Source organism: Nostoc sp. CCY 9925, from assembly GCF_963920935.1.
In the GTDB taxonomy this organism is placed as follows: Bacteria; Cyanobacteriota; Cyanobacteriia; order Cyanobacteriales; family Nostocaceae; genus Nostoc.
In genome coordinates this window covers 1-16,062 of sequence record NZ_CAWUDO010000141.1, presented here as the reverse complement: position 1 = coordinate 16,062, position 16,062 = coordinate 1, and the positions used below count along the sequence as shown (strand labels likewise).

General features: G+C 39.8%; 14 protein-coding genes. 8 read left to right on the top strand and 6 right to left on the bottom strand.

Annotation, left to right across the window (positions count from 1 at the left end):
* The first annotated feature begins 154 nt into the window (after nucleotides 1-154).
* Complete coding sequence (locus ACM0OY_RS36215) at nucleotides 155-1,105, top strand: RpoD/SigA family RNA polymerase sigma factor (RefSeq protein ID WP_414573560.1); 951 nt, start codon at nucleotides 155-157, stop codon at nucleotides 1,103-1,105.
* Between the two features lie 359 nt (nucleotides 1,106-1,464).
* On the opposite strand, the gene ACM0OY_RS36210 is transcribed toward ACM0OY_RS36215, so the two are convergent.
* Entirely contained in the window at nucleotides 1,465-2,322 is an 858-nt protein-coding gene (locus ACM0OY_RS36210) for a neutral zinc metallopeptidase (protein ID WP_414573559.1), read from the bottom strand.
* A gap of 388 nt (nucleotides 2,323-2,710) precedes the next feature.
* On the opposite strand from ACM0OY_RS36210, the gene ACM0OY_RS36205 reads away from it, so the two are divergent.
* The 6 genes from ACM0OY_RS36205 to ACM0OY_RS36180 all read left to right on the top strand — a co-directional run bounded on the left by ACM0OY_RS36205 (nucleotide 2,711) and on the right by ACM0OY_RS36180 (nucleotide 12,746).
* On the top strand, nucleotides 2,711-4,621 hold the full coding sequence (locus tag ACM0OY_RS36205; RefSeq protein WP_414573558.1) for an ATP-binding protein: 1,911 nt from the start codon (nucleotides 2,711-2,713) through the stop codon (nucleotides 4,619-4,621).
* Nucleotides 4,622-4,892: 271 nt separating this feature from the next.
* Nucleotides 4,893-5,942, top strand: a complete 1,050-nt coding sequence (locus ACM0OY_RS36200) for an AAA family ATPase (protein ID WP_414573557.1) — start codon at nucleotides 4,893-4,895, stop codon at nucleotides 5,940-5,942.
* A 110-nt stretch (nucleotides 5,943-6,052) separates the two neighbouring features.
* Nucleotides 6,053-6,709 (top strand): nicotinamide riboside transporter PnuC, encoded by a 657-nt coding sequence (pnuC, locus tag ACM0OY_RS36195; RefSeq protein WP_414573556.1) that lies wholly within the window; start codon nucleotides 6,053-6,055, stop codon nucleotides 6,707-6,709.
* An 842-nt stretch (nucleotides 6,710-7,551) separates the two neighbouring features.
* The gene (locus ACM0OY_RS36190) at nucleotides 7,552-7,827 is read left to right on the top strand and encodes a hypothetical protein (RefSeq protein WP_414573555.1); all 276 of its coding nucleotides are present in this window, start codon (nucleotides 7,552-7,554) and stop codon (nucleotides 7,825-7,827) included.
* Nucleotides 7,828-7,995: 168 nt separating this feature from the next.
* Nucleotides 7,996-9,006, top strand: a complete 1,011-nt coding sequence (locus tag ACM0OY_RS36185; protein ID WP_414573554.1) for an SDR family oxidoreductase — start codon at nucleotides 7,996-7,998, stop codon at nucleotides 9,004-9,006.
* A 1,007-nt stretch (nucleotides 9,007-10,013) separates the two neighbouring features.
* The gene (locus ACM0OY_RS36180) at nucleotides 10,014-12,746 is read left to right on the top strand and encodes an EAL domain-containing protein (RefSeq protein WP_414573553.1); all 2,733 of its coding nucleotides are present in this window, start codon (nucleotides 10,014-10,016) and stop codon (nucleotides 12,744-12,746) included.
* Between the two features lie 18 nt (nucleotides 12,747-12,764).
* Here ACM0OY_RS36180 and ACM0OY_RS36175 read toward each other — a convergent pair whose 3' ends face one another.
* From ACM0OY_RS36175 to ACM0OY_RS36155, 5 genes are all read right to left on the bottom strand, one after another.
* A complete protein-coding gene (locus ACM0OY_RS36175) occupies nucleotides 12,765-12,911 on the bottom strand; it encodes a pentapeptide repeat-containing protein (protein ID WP_414573552.1) in 147 nt (48 codons plus the stop codon).
* A gap of 212 nt (nucleotides 12,912-13,123) precedes the next feature.
* A complete protein-coding gene (gene crcB, locus ACM0OY_RS36170) occupies nucleotides 13,124-13,540 on the bottom strand; it encodes a fluoride efflux transporter CrcB (RefSeq protein ID WP_414573551.1) in 417 nt (138 codons plus the stop codon).
* 67 nt (nucleotides 13,541-13,607) lie between these two features.
* Nucleotides 13,608-14,006 carry a fluoride efflux transporter CrcB gene (gene crcB, locus ACM0OY_RS36165; RefSeq protein ID WP_414573550.1) on the bottom strand — a complete coding sequence of 133 codons (399 nt, stop codon included), beginning with the start codon at nucleotides 14,004-14,006 and terminating at the stop codon, nucleotides 13,608-13,610.
* Between the two features lie 75 nt (nucleotides 14,007-14,081).
* Nucleotides 14,082-14,597 (bottom strand): IS630 family transposase, encoded by a 516-nt coding sequence (locus ACM0OY_RS36160; protein WP_414573561.1) that lies wholly within the window; start codon nucleotides 14,595-14,597, stop codon nucleotides 14,082-14,084.
* A 35-nt stretch (nucleotides 14,598-14,632) separates the two neighbouring features.
* The gene (locus tag ACM0OY_RS36155; protein ID WP_414573549.1) at nucleotides 14,633-15,142 is read right to left on the bottom strand and encodes a helix-turn-helix domain-containing protein; all 510 of its coding nucleotides are present in this window, start codon (nucleotides 15,140-15,142) and stop codon (nucleotides 14,633-14,635) included.
* 366 nt (nucleotides 15,143-15,508) lie between these two features.
* On the opposite strand from ACM0OY_RS36155, the gene ACM0OY_RS36150 reads away from it, so the two are divergent.
* Nucleotides 15,509-15,913 carry a hypothetical protein gene (locus ACM0OY_RS36150; RefSeq protein ID WP_414573548.1) on the top strand — a complete coding sequence of 135 codons (405 nt, stop codon included), beginning with the start codon at nucleotides 15,509-15,511 and terminating at the stop codon, nucleotides 15,911-15,913.
* Nucleotides 15,914-16,062 lie beyond the last annotated feature (149 nt).

The following is a 16,062-nucleotide window of genomic DNA, read 5'->3' as shown; positions in this document are numbered from 1 at the left end:
CTGCCTCCTGCCTCCTGCCTTGTCATAACGACAATTTTCAACACCGACCTACTTAGTTGGCGCATAAGATTACCTTCCCTTGTTGATATTTTTTATGAGGCTATTTGATTTATACTTTTAAATTCGTCTAATTGTGGAGAAATGTTAAAGTTGTATGTCCAGCCTGACTTCTGACATGGTACGCGTCTATTTGCAAGAAATTGGTCAGTTCCCTTTATTAACATCTGACCAAGAAATCACTTATGGCAGGCAAGTACAACAAATGATTGCCATTGACCAGCAAAAACAAGAGCTTAGTCAACAATTGCATCGTCAACCAACACCAGCAGAATTAGCGAATTTTGTAAATAAAACCGAAACTGAAGTAAATCAAATACTTCAGCTTGGACAACGAGCCAAGCAAAAGATGATCGTAGGAAATCTCCGGCTGGTGGTTTCCATAGCTAAAAAATACCAGCGTCGCAATCTAGAGTTTTTGGATTTGGTTCAAGAAGGGGCAATCGGTTTACAAAGGGGGGTAGAAAAGTTTGACCCTAACCGAGGCTATAAGTTATCAACTTATGCATATTGGTGGATTAGTCAGGCGATCACCAGAGCGATCGCCGAAAAATCCCGCACAGTGAGGCTACCAATTCACGTTAACGAAAAGCTCGGTCAAATTAAGAAGGCACAGCGAGAACTATTTCAAACACTTGGTCGTCGTGCTACTCTCACGGAAATTGCTCAGAAATTGGACATGGAAGCAAGCCAGATTCGAGAATATCTTAGTGCTGCCAGTGGGACAATCTCTTTAGATTTAAAAGTGGGTGATAACCAAGATACAGAACTTAGTGAACTCCTAAGCGATGAGGGCATCTCACCGAATGAGCAGATCACTCAAGAATTGCTGCGTCAGGACTTGAATGATTTGTTAGCATCACTCAAACCCGTGCAGCGCGAAGTATTAATCTTACGCTTTGGACTGTTGGATAATCAAGAACGAAGTTTGGCTCAGATTGGAGAGAAGCTCAATGTTAGTCGAGAACGAGTTCGCCAAATCCAGCAGCAAGCCATGACTGCTCTGCGTCGTCAAAAACCATCTATTGGGCAGTATTTATCTTCTTAAGATAGCAGGAAACAGACAATAGGCTTGAAAGTCTCTTGGTGTCGGGGTTTGACCATCGGTTTATGTCCTAAACTGTGCTTCAACTGCTATAAATGCCGAAAGCTCACCCCTGTTGGGGTGATGACCTTTTTTTGAATTAAAAATGTAGTAAGTTGGGTTGAGGTATGGAACCCAACATCCTTAGTTGGAATCAGGCGATCGCACTCTCGCAAAACAGCTATTCGACCATAAAAACAGTCAGGCTCTAGGATTGCCTGCCTCTACGAGTAATTTCAAAAATCAAATACTAGTCCTATATTAAGACTCTGTGTCCAGAAGATGATTACAAAAATTTGTAATAGAAATTGCCTGTAAATTTTTTAAAGATTTGTTTTAGCAAAGGTATTACATTGTTGAGCATCACCAGTCTGGATACCTTGCTTAAACCAGCGAACTCGTTGGGCTGAGCTACCATGTGTAAAAGATTCTGGTACGGCGTACCCCCTAGCTTGTTCTTGTAAGCGGTCATCTCCAATACTGCTAGCAGCGTTCAATGCTTCTTCAATATCTCCTCTCTCCAGAATTTGACGTGAGCGTTGTGCATGATGCGCCCAAACCCCTGCAAAACAGTCTGCTTGTAATTCTAATCCTACAGAAAGCTGATTTGCTTGGGTCTGATTCGTTTTATTTTGCAATAGTCGAACTTCGTCTGAAATTCCTAGTAAATTCTGGACATGATGCCCAATTTCATGAGCAATCACATATGCTTGAGCAAAATCTCCTGGTGCTTGGTATCGAGTTTTCAAATCACGATAAAAACTTAAATCAATATATACTTTTTGATCCCCCGGACAATAAAATGGCCCGACTACTGAACGGGTAAATCCACAAGCAGATTGCACTGCACCCGAATAAAGAACTAACTTGGGTTCTACGTAAGTTTGTCCATTTTGTCGAAACAGGTCACTCCATGTATCCTCTGTGTCAGCCAGCACTACAGATACAAAATCCGCCATCTGGTCTTGAGCATTAGAGCCTGTTGATTGCGGTGAATTAGTCACAGGACTATCACTTGATGTTGGAGCTTGTTCCCAAATTACACTGGGATCGCCACCCAAAAGGAAAACGAGTAGCGATATGAGTGCAGCCCCAATACCTCCACCCACGATGGGGGCAGAAACTTTCATCCCACGCCGATCTTCAACATTTGTACTCCTGCGACCCAATTGCCAACGCATAATTTCTGCTTCCTAAATTGATCGATTAAAGATAGTTGCAATCAGGTTGGATTAAATCCAAACCAAGCCGTTTAGCTATGCAAGAAAATGCTACCAATCTCAGGTATGGATTTCGTCTACCTACGGGCAAAGCGGCAATGAAGCAGAGTAAACCTTTTGGAAGATTATGAAATGAAGATAATAAATATAAATCAGTAAATTAAAAATTTTTCTCAAAGAGCGATGCTTGTGACGGGCTGCGCCTACGCTAATAGTGAAGAGGAAGTTGTGTAGTTAAATGGTATCTTGGGCATACTAAGGATAAATTTAGGCAATCTTTTGAGCTACTCATCCCAAATGAGGGATGATATGCCTAGAAGAAAGTCAGTACCTTGCAGGATTAAGCAAGATGGTGTTTTTCGACATTGTTCCGCAACAATCTTCTCAGAGTTTTCTGTGGAGTATTCTTAACAGCATTAGAGATCCGATCTTTGTCAAAGATAGACAACACAGTTGGGTGTTCGTCAATGATGCATTGTGTCAGTTCATCGGATATCAACGTGCAGAACTAATTGGGAAGTCCGATTATGATTTCTTTTGCACAGCAGAAGCCGATATTTTTTGGGAGCGAGATGAACTGGTATTCACTACAGGTGTGACTGATGAACATGAGGAATTAATCACAAATTACCAGGGTGAAAATCAGATTATTTCTACTAACAAAAGCCTATTCTGTGATGAAGTTGGTAATTCATTTATAGTAAATTCAATTCGGCTAATTGCTTCCACAAATAAAATTGAAACTGCTTTGCTGCGTCAAACAGTAAATAAGTTAGAGGAAGAAATTCATGAACGCCAAGAAACAGAGAAGCGCTTTCGCAGACATAGTACTGCTCTACAGCAACTCGTACAAAGTGAAAAACTACAACATGATGATTTTCAAATTGCCATCCAATATGTAACGGAAGTGGCTAGTTTGGGTCTTGATGTCGAACGTGTAAGCGTTTGGTTATATACAGAAAAAAATTTGGGAATTCAATGTCTTGACTTATATCAACGTCAGAATAATTGCCACAGTCATGGTTTGGAATTATCTGTCTGCGACTTTCCCAAATATTTTCAAGCTCTAAAGGAAGAACAAGTAATTGCAGTTTCTGATGTTCATAACGATCCCCGGACTTCAGAATTTTCTGCAAGTTATACAACCCCACTGGGAATTACCTCAATGCTAGATGCCAGGATTTGGTCTAGAGGACAGGTAATTGGTGTAGTTTGTTGTGAACATTTGGTAACTCAGCGCCAATGGACATTAGAAGAAGAAAGTTTTATTAGCTCGATTACTGACTTCGTGCGACTGGTAATTGAATCAGGCGATCGCAAAATCGCTGAACAAGCACTGCGACAATCAGAAATGCAGTTCAGACAACAAACTCAACAATTAGAGGAAACGCTGAAGGAATTACAACGCACTCAAACCCAAATGCTCCAAAGTGAAAAAATGTCTTCTTTGGGACAACTGGTAGCAGGTGTAGCTCACGAAATCAATAATCCAGTGAACTTCATCTATGGCAATATTAAACCTGCTCATGATTACATTCAAACTCTACTAAACCTGATTAATCTATATCAAGAATACTACCCAAATCCAGTTACAGTTATTCAATCAGAAATTGCAGCTATAGACCTAGAATTTTTGATATCAGATTTACCTAAACTACTATCTTCAATAAAAATAGGAGCAGAGCGAATTCGTCAAATAGTCCTTTCTTTACGAAATTTTTCTCGCTTGGATGAAGCTGAATATAAAGCAGTTGATATTCATGAAGGAATTGATAGTACGTTATTAATTTTAGAAAATCGTCTAAAAGCAAAACCTGATTATCCCGGCATTGAAATTATTAAAGAATATGAAAATCTACCTTTAATTGAGTGCTATGCAGGTCAACTCAATCAAGTATTCATGAATATTTTAACTAATGCTATTGATGCCTTAGAAGAACGGGATCAACAACGTACTCAAGATGAAATTAAACAATCTCCTAGTGTCATTCAAATTCGTACAGAAATAATTAATGAAAGTCAGGTTGCCATTAAAATTGCCGACAATGGTCTGGGTATACCGGAAAAAATAAAACAACGTATTTTTGATCCCTTCTTTACTACAAAACCAATTGGTAAAGGTACAGGAATGGGTATGTCAATTAGTTATCAAATTGTCACCAAAAATCATCATGGAACCCTTGAATGTATTTCATCTCCAGATCGGGGTGCAGCTTTTGTGATTGTCATCCCTTTAAAACAACAGCAGTTTATTAAGTAGAACGGCTGGGGTATTAATTTAAATCACCGAATCAACTCCAAATGATGATGTAATGTTTCAACTCCCTTCGGGAGAGGGAACAGGCAACAGATTAAAACCTTGAAACCTAGATAGAGGATGTCTGAAAAGTTTGATAAAGATAATTTGAATTACGCAACATTTATCAGCAAACTAAAATAGATAAGATATCAGGAGAGGTTTTAGAGAAGTTGCTTGTTGTCATTCCACAAATCCGAGTATGTAGAAACACGAAGATTTGAAGTCATAAGGTATGGACAACACTAACCAAGATAAAAATGAAAGTATGGCCACTAATTGTGGACTCACGCTAGGTAAATATGCTCCTCTCCACAGAGGACATGAATTTGTGATTGAGACGGCCTTAGCAGAGATGGATGAAGTGCTAGTGATAATTTATGATTGTCCAGAGGTGACTGCCATTCCTTTAACAGTTAGGGCTAACTGGCTGCGAAAGCTTTATCCCACAATTGAGGTGATTGAAGCGTGGGATGGGCCAACAGAAATCGGTGATACGCCTGAGATTAAGAAAAAGCACGAAGAATATATTCTTAAAAGATTAGAATCAAAAAGAATTACGCATTTTTACTCTAGTGAATTTTATGGTGAACACGTAAGCCAAGCATTGGGAGCAGTTAATCGAATTGTAGATAGCGATCGCCAAACTTTCTCTGTCTCAGGAACGCAAGTAAGACAAGACCCTTATGCTTTTAAGGGTTATTTACATTCTGACGTTTACCGCGATCTAATTACTAATGTTGTTTTTCTAGGCGCTCCCTCGACTGGTAAAACTACTATTGCATCCCAATTAGCAAAAGAGTACAAAACAGTATGGATGCCAGAATATGGACGTGAATATTGGGAACAACATCAAATAGAAAGACGACTTTCGCTCTCTCAACTTGTGGACATTGCCGAAGGGCATTTAGAACGTGAAGAAACTTTACTGTTGCAAGCAAACCAATACTTGTTTACAGATACTAACGCACTGACAACCTATCAATTTTCTTTGTACTATCACAAAACCGTTGCTCCAGAGTTAACACAACTAGCACATCAAGCTGTATCCCGCTATGATTTGGTATTCCTTTGTGATCCAGATATACCCTATGATAATACTTGGGATCGCTCTGGAGAAGCGAATCGTAGTATATTTCAAAAACAGATTAAGAACGATCTAATTCTGAGAAAAATTCCTTTTTTTATTCTGCGTGGTAATTTAAATACACGCATTAATTTTGTAAAAAATGTATTATCTAATTATCAAAAATATCATAATTTATTAGATGTATTTCTAAAATGATAGCAGTTGCCAGCTAGCTTAGAATATAAGCTGCTTGTAGAACTCCGATACGAATAGACTTTTAAGCCTCTTGCCCGTTGCCTATTCCCTCTTACCTGCTATAACTTAATATGCTTGAGTTTTGGAGTGTTAATAATATTGCCCTCAAAGTTGTAGGTTATCCCATGAGTTATGTTGAACTTTTGGGAACTATTTTCTACTTATGGTCAGTATGGCTAATTTCTCAAAAGAAAATTCTGACTTGGCCTGTTGGGATAGTGAGCGTATTGCTGTACATGGTACTTTTCTATCAAATACGCTTGTATTCGGACGCGATCGAGCAAGTTTATTATTTAGGTATTAGTATTTATGGCTGGTGGCGATGGAGTACACCAGAATCAGCTAGTGGCAAGATTTTAAATGTTAAGTATAGTTCTCCACGCACAATTTTTTTGGCGGCTTTAGTAACAATAGCAATTTCCTTTGTAATGGGAATATTGATGAGTCAAATTCATACAATACTCCCAAGATTATTTCCAGATAAAGCTTCTTTTCCCTACTTGGATGCGCTGACAACAATTATGAGTTTTACCGCAATGTGGTTGATGGCACAAAAGCGGATTGAAAGTTGGTATTACTGGATAGTAGTTGATATTATTGGCATTTGGTTATATTACGTTAAAGAAGTTAAATTCATTGCTTTACTTTACGTAATTTTACTATTAATAGCAATTAACGGCTCAATATCTTGGCTTAAAACAAACGCCTCCAACAGAGGTTCACGTTAAATAAACAGGACTTACACAAAAATCACCAAAAAGGTTAAATAGCGCATTTTTGTTTTTTGATGACATTAAATAGCAGTTGATTAATTTCAGCTATAACATCAGGTTTTACATAATTTATGGCAGTATTTTTAATTAGCAAAAAATCTTTTTTTGAATTAGAATACTGCCATGTTTTTGTAAAACTTCAATATCCCAATTTTAAACCTTTATGCCGAAGAGGATCATCTAGTTTTGCCGGCATCATCTTTAGCTCTTGAGAAATATATTGGTAGCGTTGATTATACAGTGCGATCGTTTTCAGTTGAACATATCGGCATGTAAGTAAGTCGGTGAGAATAAATCAAACTATGTTAACTAATATAACGTTAGCTAAACTTAGCTCTTAGTAAGGGCTAAAGCCCTTTTCTTAGGACTAAAGTCCTTACTACAAACATTGAATTTTTCACACCGTTCTACTTATGTCAGTAGCAAAGTCCAAAAAGACCTACCACCAACAATTGTAGATTGGCTGAAAGCGCGAGACTAAAATATTGCCATTTTAAAAATGTTTGTACTCTCGGATACGAGATTCTTTAATAAAATGCCCTTTCTTTAGGTAGACGATTGTACCAATTAGAAGAGTTAAATTACTTTAGTCACTAACTGTTTTACACTCTAAAAGCTCCTCAAGCTCCTCAAAAATTATTTGAGGAGCTTCATTAAGGCTCAAACCATATTTATTTAGGATGTTTTCTATCAATCTAATAAAATTTAGTTAAGCTTTGTTCCTATTTAAAAATAGCGCAATTAAGCCCTTATTTTCAAAGCAGCTTGGGGGTATCTTCCGCACTAGATATTAATAGTTGAACACACCTCTTGGTAGGTTTGGAGGTATCTTCGCAGATTTGTCTCCAGTAGACTTAGGTGCGATCGCCATGCGTGCAGCCTTGGAACGAGCAGGAGTATCAGGAGAAGCTTTAGATTTGTATATTTTTGGTAATGTACTTAACGCCGGACATGGACAGTCATTGCCTCGTCAAGCAGCTTTCAAGACTGGAATTCCAGAGAAGGTGAAAGGGTATGCAGTCAATTTTTGTCTATTCTTTTTCAGCAGTTCTGATTTTAGTTTACCTAATTGATGACACGCCCTAGCTTTAATACCCAATTGCAGGCACTTACCCCAAGTCGAGCGTCCCGAATTATTTACCGAGGCGTTGAACCAGTTTCTTGCTTGTCACCTTTGACTAGGGGCTGGGAAACAATTGTTTTAATCCCGAATCCCCATTTTCTTTTAAGGAGTAACACCTATGCAATTAAAGCCAATCAATCAGCAGGTCGTTTCCGTCGTTGGAGCCTCCAGTGGCATCGGACGGATGGCAGCTCTTGAGTTTGCTAGACGCGGCGCAAAAGTGGTAGTCTCGGCTCGCGGTGAGTCGAAGCTAAAGTCCCTAGTAGAGGAGATTCGCAGCTTTGGCGGCGAGGCAACTTATTACGTCGCTGATGTGAAAGTATTTGACCAAGTTAAGTCCATCGCAGATAAAACTGTGGAGGTATACGGACGACTTGATACATGGGTTCATGTTGCCGCGATCGGTGTCTTTGCGACTTTTGACAAGACAACACCAGAAGAGTTTAAGCATCTTATTGATGTCAACTTAATGGGGCAAGTATATGGTGCAATGGCGGCATTACCCCATCTCAAACGTGAAGGACGCGGCGCACTGATCCACGTTTCTTCAATGGAAGGTAGGCGATCGCTTCCATACCAGAGTGCTTACTCTGCATCCAAGCATGGTATAGAAGGCTTTGTCGAAGCCATGCGCGTCGAGCTAGAACACGAGAAAATCCCCATCAGTGTAACTAGTGTCAAGCCTGCGGTAATTAATACACCCTTTTGGAACAATGGTTTAACAAAGTTAGGCGTAAAACCGTCAGGAATACCACCTTACTACGATCCTAAACTTGTAGCTGATGCTATCCTTTATGCAGCCGAACATCCAACTCGCGATTTTTTAGTTGGTGATGTAGCTAAGATACTAGATTTGCTACAACGCATCTCACCATCTCTAGTAGATACCTTCTTACTACTTACAGCTTTCCGGTTGCAGCGTACTGCTGAGCCAAAGTCTGAAGATGCACCAAATAATTTTTACCAACCTGTTGCCGAACACGACAGAGTTGGCGGGGATTTTGATAAGTTAGTTATACCTAGCATTTCCGACTGGCTAGATAAAAATCCGCTTCTCCAGTGGGGTGCGATCGCTGGTACGGCAGCGTTAGCATTGATAGCAGCACAGGTCTTGGGCGAGAATAAATAAATTGCTCCTAGAGTGTTACGCAACATGATTCACATGTTTTAGAACATACCAAAAATTACGTAATAATAGGAGAAATCAAGGATTTGAACAAGGGGTGTGAGGGGAATGGCACGAAGATAAGGCAGGAGGCAGGAGGCAGGAGGCAGAAGGAAAAGAAAATAAAAACCCGAAAGTTTTGCAGCACAAAGATTTCATAACTTCTGCCTCCTGCCCTCTGCCTCCTGCCTCACCCCAAGAAATAGCTTTACAAGCGTGCCATTCGGGTGTGAGGGTGTAAGTGAGGAAAACTCTTACACCCCTACACCCTAACTACTATTAACCCAGTCTCAACAGACAATCCTTGTGCATAAGTCCTGATATCTTACCGCCATCACTCAGTTTGAATGTCTGCAATCAGATCGAGTAAAGTAATTGAAATGATTCGTCACCACTCAAAGGTTTTTCACTATTATCTACGTGTTTTCAAGAAAGTCAGCGATTCAGCCTCTTCTACTACTTATCTTCACATAGTTTTGTTTTTTCTTGCCTGCCTACTTAGAGCTTATTCCAAAATTTCCTAACCAACCTTGTTTTTTGATGATTTAAAGTCTAAGTTTTTATGTAAAGTATTAATTATTTGATTATTTCAAGTCGTATCAAGTAAAAATTTTAAATTAGAAAAATTATTTTGCGATCTTGATGATTTTTGTAAATATTTTGAAAAATTGCTAGCAGTAACTACTCTCTTCAATCGCTCGAAAACGTCACGAAAAATTTAATTTATACTTAAGTTAAATCTTGACAATAATTATTTATCTTTATCAATTTTATTAGAGAAACTTTAAGGATTATACTAAACATTTTTTGCCTGACGAGAGTTTGGCGCTATCATCTAACCTACACGCGAAAAACTCTGCTTGTACCTGTTTAAGAGACTGTTTTCACATCGAACTCAAGTACTTGCATCTAGTTAATTTCCATGATAAACAGCAAATAGCACAATAGTTGCCAATTTATTAAATAAAGCTATGGCTATTCATGATGTCCAATCTCGATATCAGTCTCTCGCACTAAACGCTTTATTCCGGTATTTTTCTCAAAAAGCCAGTATTGCAGTAGCCTTACTTGGCTGTGCTGTGATTGTTGGTTGGATAAAAGATATCACCATTCTCAAAAGCATTTTGCCAGGATGGGTAGCTATGAAAGCTAACACAGCTATCTGTTTGATTTTGGGGGGAATATCTTTATTGCTGTGGCATTGGCAACCGAGAATTGGTATAAAACGTAATATTGCTCAAGCCTGTGCCCTTCTTGTCTTACTAATTGGTCTGCTGACACTAATTCAGTATGCCTTTAACTTAGACCTTGGCATCGATCAAATCTTTTTCCACACAAGTATCGATCCACTAGGTGATGCGGCTCCTGGTCGAATGGCGGTTCATACCGCGTTTATTTTTGTGTTATTTGGATTAAGCCTACTGCTGTTGAATTTGGCTGCTCCTAAATATTTACTAGCCCAATTATGTGCAATAGTGGCATTTTTCATTGCCGGAATGGGGCTGTTGGGGTACTTGTATGGTAATGCGCTTCTCTATAGATTTGGCTCCTTAACATCAATTGCAGTGCATACAGCAGTTGCATTCTTGTTGCTAGCGTATGGTATTTTGTTTGCCTGTCCAAACCGTGGGTTGATGGTCGTAGTCACCAGTAAAAATGTGGGTGGGATGGTGGCGAGGTTTTTATTACCCACTGCAATTGTGTTTCCGCCACTCATGTGCTGGCTAGTTTTATCTGGTTACCGAATGCAGATTTATACTGCCGAATTTGGACTGTGTGCCTTAAGCATTTTGAATATTCTTGTCTTTGTAATCCTGATTTGGTGGAATGCTCGTTCGCTGAACGTCATCGATCGCCAGCGTCAGCGATCGCAAACAGCGCTTAAAAAAGCAAACGAAAAGCTAGAGCAAAGAGTGTTCTCACGCACCAAGGAATTGCTAAGGACTCTGGGACGGTTAAAGGAAGAGATTGCTGAGCGCGAATCTGTAGAACAAGCTCTTTTTCAAGAAAAAGAACTGGCTTTAGTGACATTGCAATCTATTGGGGATGGGGTAATTACAACTGATGCAACTGGCTCGATTAAATATCTTAACCCAGTTGCAGAATTCCTCACTGGCTGGAGTCTAACTGAGGCATTGGGGTTGCCGTTGACACAAGTTTTTAGAATTAGTAACGAAATTACCCACCAAGCCGCAGAAAACCCAGTAGCAAAAGTTTTGCATTCTGGTGCGATCGTGGGTTTAGCTAACCACACTGTTCTAATTACCCGCGACGGCGCAGAGTTGTCCATTGAAGACTGTGCTGCGCCGATTCGTACTAGCGAGGGCCAAATCATTGGTGTAGTCCTCGTGTTTCGTGATGTTACCCAAAATCGCAATCTGGCACGTCTATTATCCTGGCAAGCTAGCCACGATGTCTTGACTGGACTGGTTAACAGACGCGAGTTTGAAAATCGTTTAATACAAGCTGTAACCAGCGCTCAGTCCACCAAAGAACAGCACGCACTGTGTTATTTAGATTTAGACCAGTTCAAAATTGTCAATGATACTTGCGGTCATGTTGCTGGCGATGAACTATTGTGCCAAGTTGCTAGTTTGTTTCAAACTTATCTACGTTCTTATGATACTCTTGCACGTCTGGGCGGAGATGAATTTGGCATTATACTCAATGATTGTTCTCTAGAAGCAGCACTATTAATTGCTAATCAACTACGTGAAGCAGCGCAAAAGTTTCGCTTCGTGTGGAAGCAGGAGAAAATTTTTAATTTGACCGTTAGCATCGGCTTAGTTGCAATCAACGCAGATACCGACAACACGAATACTGCTTTAAGTGCTGCCGATGCAGCTTGCTATGTTGCGAAAAATCAAGGTTCTAATCGCATACATGTTTACCAAGCTAACGATCTTGACCTAGTAAAGCAACGTGGCGAAATGCAATGGGTAGGAAGAATTACTCAAGCGCTGGAAGACAACCGTTTCCGCCTTTACTACCAATCTATTGTTCCTGTGTCGCAGACTTATTCTCTAACAGAGCATTACGAAGTTCTCCTACGTCTGATCGATGAAACGGGTGAGGTGGTGTCACCAATGGCGTTTATTCCAGCGGCTGAACGTTACAATCTCATGCAAACTATTGACCGTTGGGTGATCCACACGTTTTTTGCTAATCTTGCGCGATACGGGAATTCTCAATGGTATGATTCGCGATCGCTTAAACATAGTCATGGCTCTTTATATACAATTAATCTTTCTGGCGCTAGTATCAATGATGACCAGTTCATTGATTTTGTGTGCGAGCAATTTCTCTTATACAAAATACCACCTTCAGCAATCTGCTTTGAAATTACTGAAACTGTTGCCATCAAAAACTTGGGTAAAGCTGCTGGATTTATTCGGTCGCTTAAGGAATTTGGCTGCTATTTCGCTTTAGACGATTTTGGTAGTGGTATGTCTTCTTTTGCTTATCTCAAAAATCTACCAGTAGATTATCTCAAAATTGATGGCAGTTTTGTCAAGCATATTGTAGAAGAGCCAATTAACTTAGCAATGGTAGATGCAATCAATAAAATTGGTCAAGTGATGGGACTGCAAACTATTGCTGAGTTTGTAGAAAATAAGGCTGTCTTAGAAGTAATTCAAAGCCTTGGAGTAAATTATGCCCAAGGTTATGGGATTGCCAGACCACGACCTTTTCGTTTCAAATAAATTTTGGCTTTTCGGCTTTTAAGACTTCCTTTCAGAGCGATATTTTGAACCATCCGGCATAATCGCACCTTCGAGGAAGGCACTACTGAGTTCATAATCGCTGACTTGAGCATTCTTAAGATTAGCACCAGTCAGGTAGGCTCCTTGCAGGTTAGCACCGCTCAAATGTGAGTATCAAAGCTTGACCCACCGCAGGGTAGTACTGAGCAAGAACTCCATAACCAACGTGTCCGCTCTAACCATTGGGCGGGCGAGACGCCCACCCCACAATAAAAATTGAATGTTTTTTTTCTTTGGAAATCCCTAACAGCTAACAGTGAGGTTTGTACTCACTACGTTGCTTGTTCTACCTTCCCTATTACAGCTAATTTATCTTATTAATCAGTAACGCTAGATTTAGAATTAAAGCTACCTAGAAATACACCCAACTGCACAGCAATCATGCCAGCTACCATACTGCCTAACCAATAGATTAAAGCTATTGTTGTATTGCCTTTGTCTATTTGGGTAAAAGTCTCTAATCCGTAAGTCGAAAAAGTGGTGTAGGCACCGCAAAAACCAGTAGTGATCGCTAACCGAATTTGCGGTGAAAGGCTTTTAAACTTTTGCTCGTTTAACGTGTAAAACAAAGCAATAATAAAACAGCCTGTTACATTAATCACAAAGGTGCCATAGTAAGAAAAGTCTTTCCCAATAATTCCTTTGGTCAATTCAGTTATCAAGTAGCGCCCTACAGCACCGGGAATCGCACCCAAAGCGATCGCCATAATAGTGCGAATAAAACTATTCTGCATTATTGAAGTTTCCTTTTTAATTAACTAATTGGATACAGATTGGTATTTTTGCTGAAGAGAATCGTTATTATTTCACAAATAGATGCGCTAAATAACCACCTAAGATAATACCAACTACTGCTAACATCGCACTACCCGCCCAATAAAAAATGCTGGCTCCCTGTTTCCCATTTCGCCACAGCGAGAATGTATCGTATCCGTAAGTTGAGAAGGTTGTATAAGAACCCAAGAAACCAGTTCTTACCAATAAATCTATCTCAGGTGGAAATCCTTTTATCCCCTTAAATAAGGTGAAGAAAAAGCCCATTAGTAAACAGCCTGTGAAATTGATAATAAAAGTGCCGTAAGGAAAGTGTGTACCTATGGCTCTTTTGCAAAATTCAGTTAGATAATACCGACTCACCGCACCAGGAATTGCACCAATAGCGATCGCAAGCACACCGAACAAAGTAACATTTTGAAACAATTAGCACGCTCCTTAGCTAATTACATCCACTGAGACGGAATTAAACTTTTTGAAATTAATAACCTTAATACCAATTTAATGTGAAGCTGCATAGAAAAGAGCTTCTAGGATAAAGTTATAAGAAGAGACAGAAATAACTTGCTCAAATGTAAGTTGGTCGAATATCTCTTGGATGCGTTCGCGTAAAGCTTGTAAAGAAGAGAAAAGTTGATTTTTGAGAGGTTTCTTAAGAGCTTGCCAAAGCCTTTCGATAGGATTAAGTTCAGGAGCCGATGGTGGTTGAAATAGAGGAATAATATTCTCTGGCCAGCTAATTGCTGAACTTGTATGAGCCGGTGCTTGATCAATCTGTAAAATTGCATAATCCGAGCCTAATTGCACAGATAACCAGTCCAAAAACTGTTGAAAACACTCGCCATCTAGTTTTGGATATTCATAAAGAAAGTGGTCTCCAGTTAAGGGTTCAATTGCACCATAAATCCAAAAGTTTTCCCTCGGCCATATCACCTTAACAGTGGGCTTGACTCCAAAACCTGTAATCACTTTTCCTGTAAGAGTTTTGAGTCCAACTCTAGTTTCATCCTGGCACAGGTAGCGAACACACTTGCCGGGTGCTAAATGTTCTTCTAGACAATTGAGTATGATACCGAGTTTTTTTTAAACTCAGATACCAATTTTTCGTCCTGCTTATGGCTTTGAGGGCGAGGCACTTTTAGTTTTGCTCCTAATCGATATCGAACCCACGCATAAACCGTTGCATACTCGATATCTTGTCCATGTTCTTGTTTCAACCAATCAACTATTGCGCCATAGCTACTAAAGCCCTTTGCTGTTTTTAACTCCTCCTCAAGCGCTGCGATCGCAGCATCATCGATTTTCCGTTTTGCCCCTGGCGCTTTCTTGATTTTTAATAAGCCTGACAGCCCGTCAGTTTTGTATTTCTGCAACCATCTTGTGACCGTTGAAGTATCTCGTGCCAAGCGTTTTCCGATTTCTTGCTGTTCCTTGACTTGTTCAGTTTTGATCCACCACAACATTATAAGTTTTTCTTTCTGATTTCCCAAGTTGGCTGTTTGTAGACGTTTTTTTAGTTCCTCTTCGCTCTCTGTTATTTCAATTTTAAACGGGCGGCTCATGGCTATTTAAACTTAAGAGTTGGCTTCTTACCATTATATGCAGCTTCATATTAAATTGGTATTAGTTCGGAAAGCGATCGCCTGGTCTTCCTCCAGAAAATTCGCAATAACTTTGACTTATTTCTTTCCCTAGTCTGCAACCATCTTGCTGACTCAGATAAACCAAAACTTGCAGCCTTAGATTTTGTTCTCAAACGTAAAGCCTTAACCGCCTCAGCGCTAGCGGCTCAAAATGAAGCATTTTACAATGGCCGCTACCCGCAACAAAAAGAAAAATTCCGCCAACTGCGTGACCTCAGCAATCAAATTATCCATCTCACTTTTGCAGTTCCCGAAACAAATGACTTAGCTACATACCAAGATAATTTGAGACAACTGCAAAACAGACATAACAACTTACAAAAACAATTAGCGGCACAAGTTCCAGAAATTCAGCTATCACAGCAAACTTTTGACCGTGAGGCGATCGTCGCAGCATTACCGCCTAACTCCATTTTGGTCGAGTTTGTCCGCTTTAACGTATTCGATTTTCAAGCAATTTCGGCCAATGGAGAAACACAATGGTATCCAGCACGGTATCTAGCATTTATCTTAACAGCCGGAAAACTAGATACTGTACAGATGGTAGATTTAGGCGCAGCTGATACCATCGACAGACTAATTCAAGCCTTTCGCTTAGAAGCATCCGATTATACTCACCCCACATTAACCTGGGGTAAAGGTAGTCAAGCACCAAAACTACACATCAAATCGTGGACAAGCTGTCATTAATCGCTACTTTTACCTCAATTACAAATATAAGTAGAAGGCAGTCCCGATGAAACAAGTTTCATAGTCAAGCATGAAAATGCGATGTGGAACCGAACTATATAGATACTCATCGAAGGAGCATTTTCAAGTCAGTCAATCATGGGAAAAAC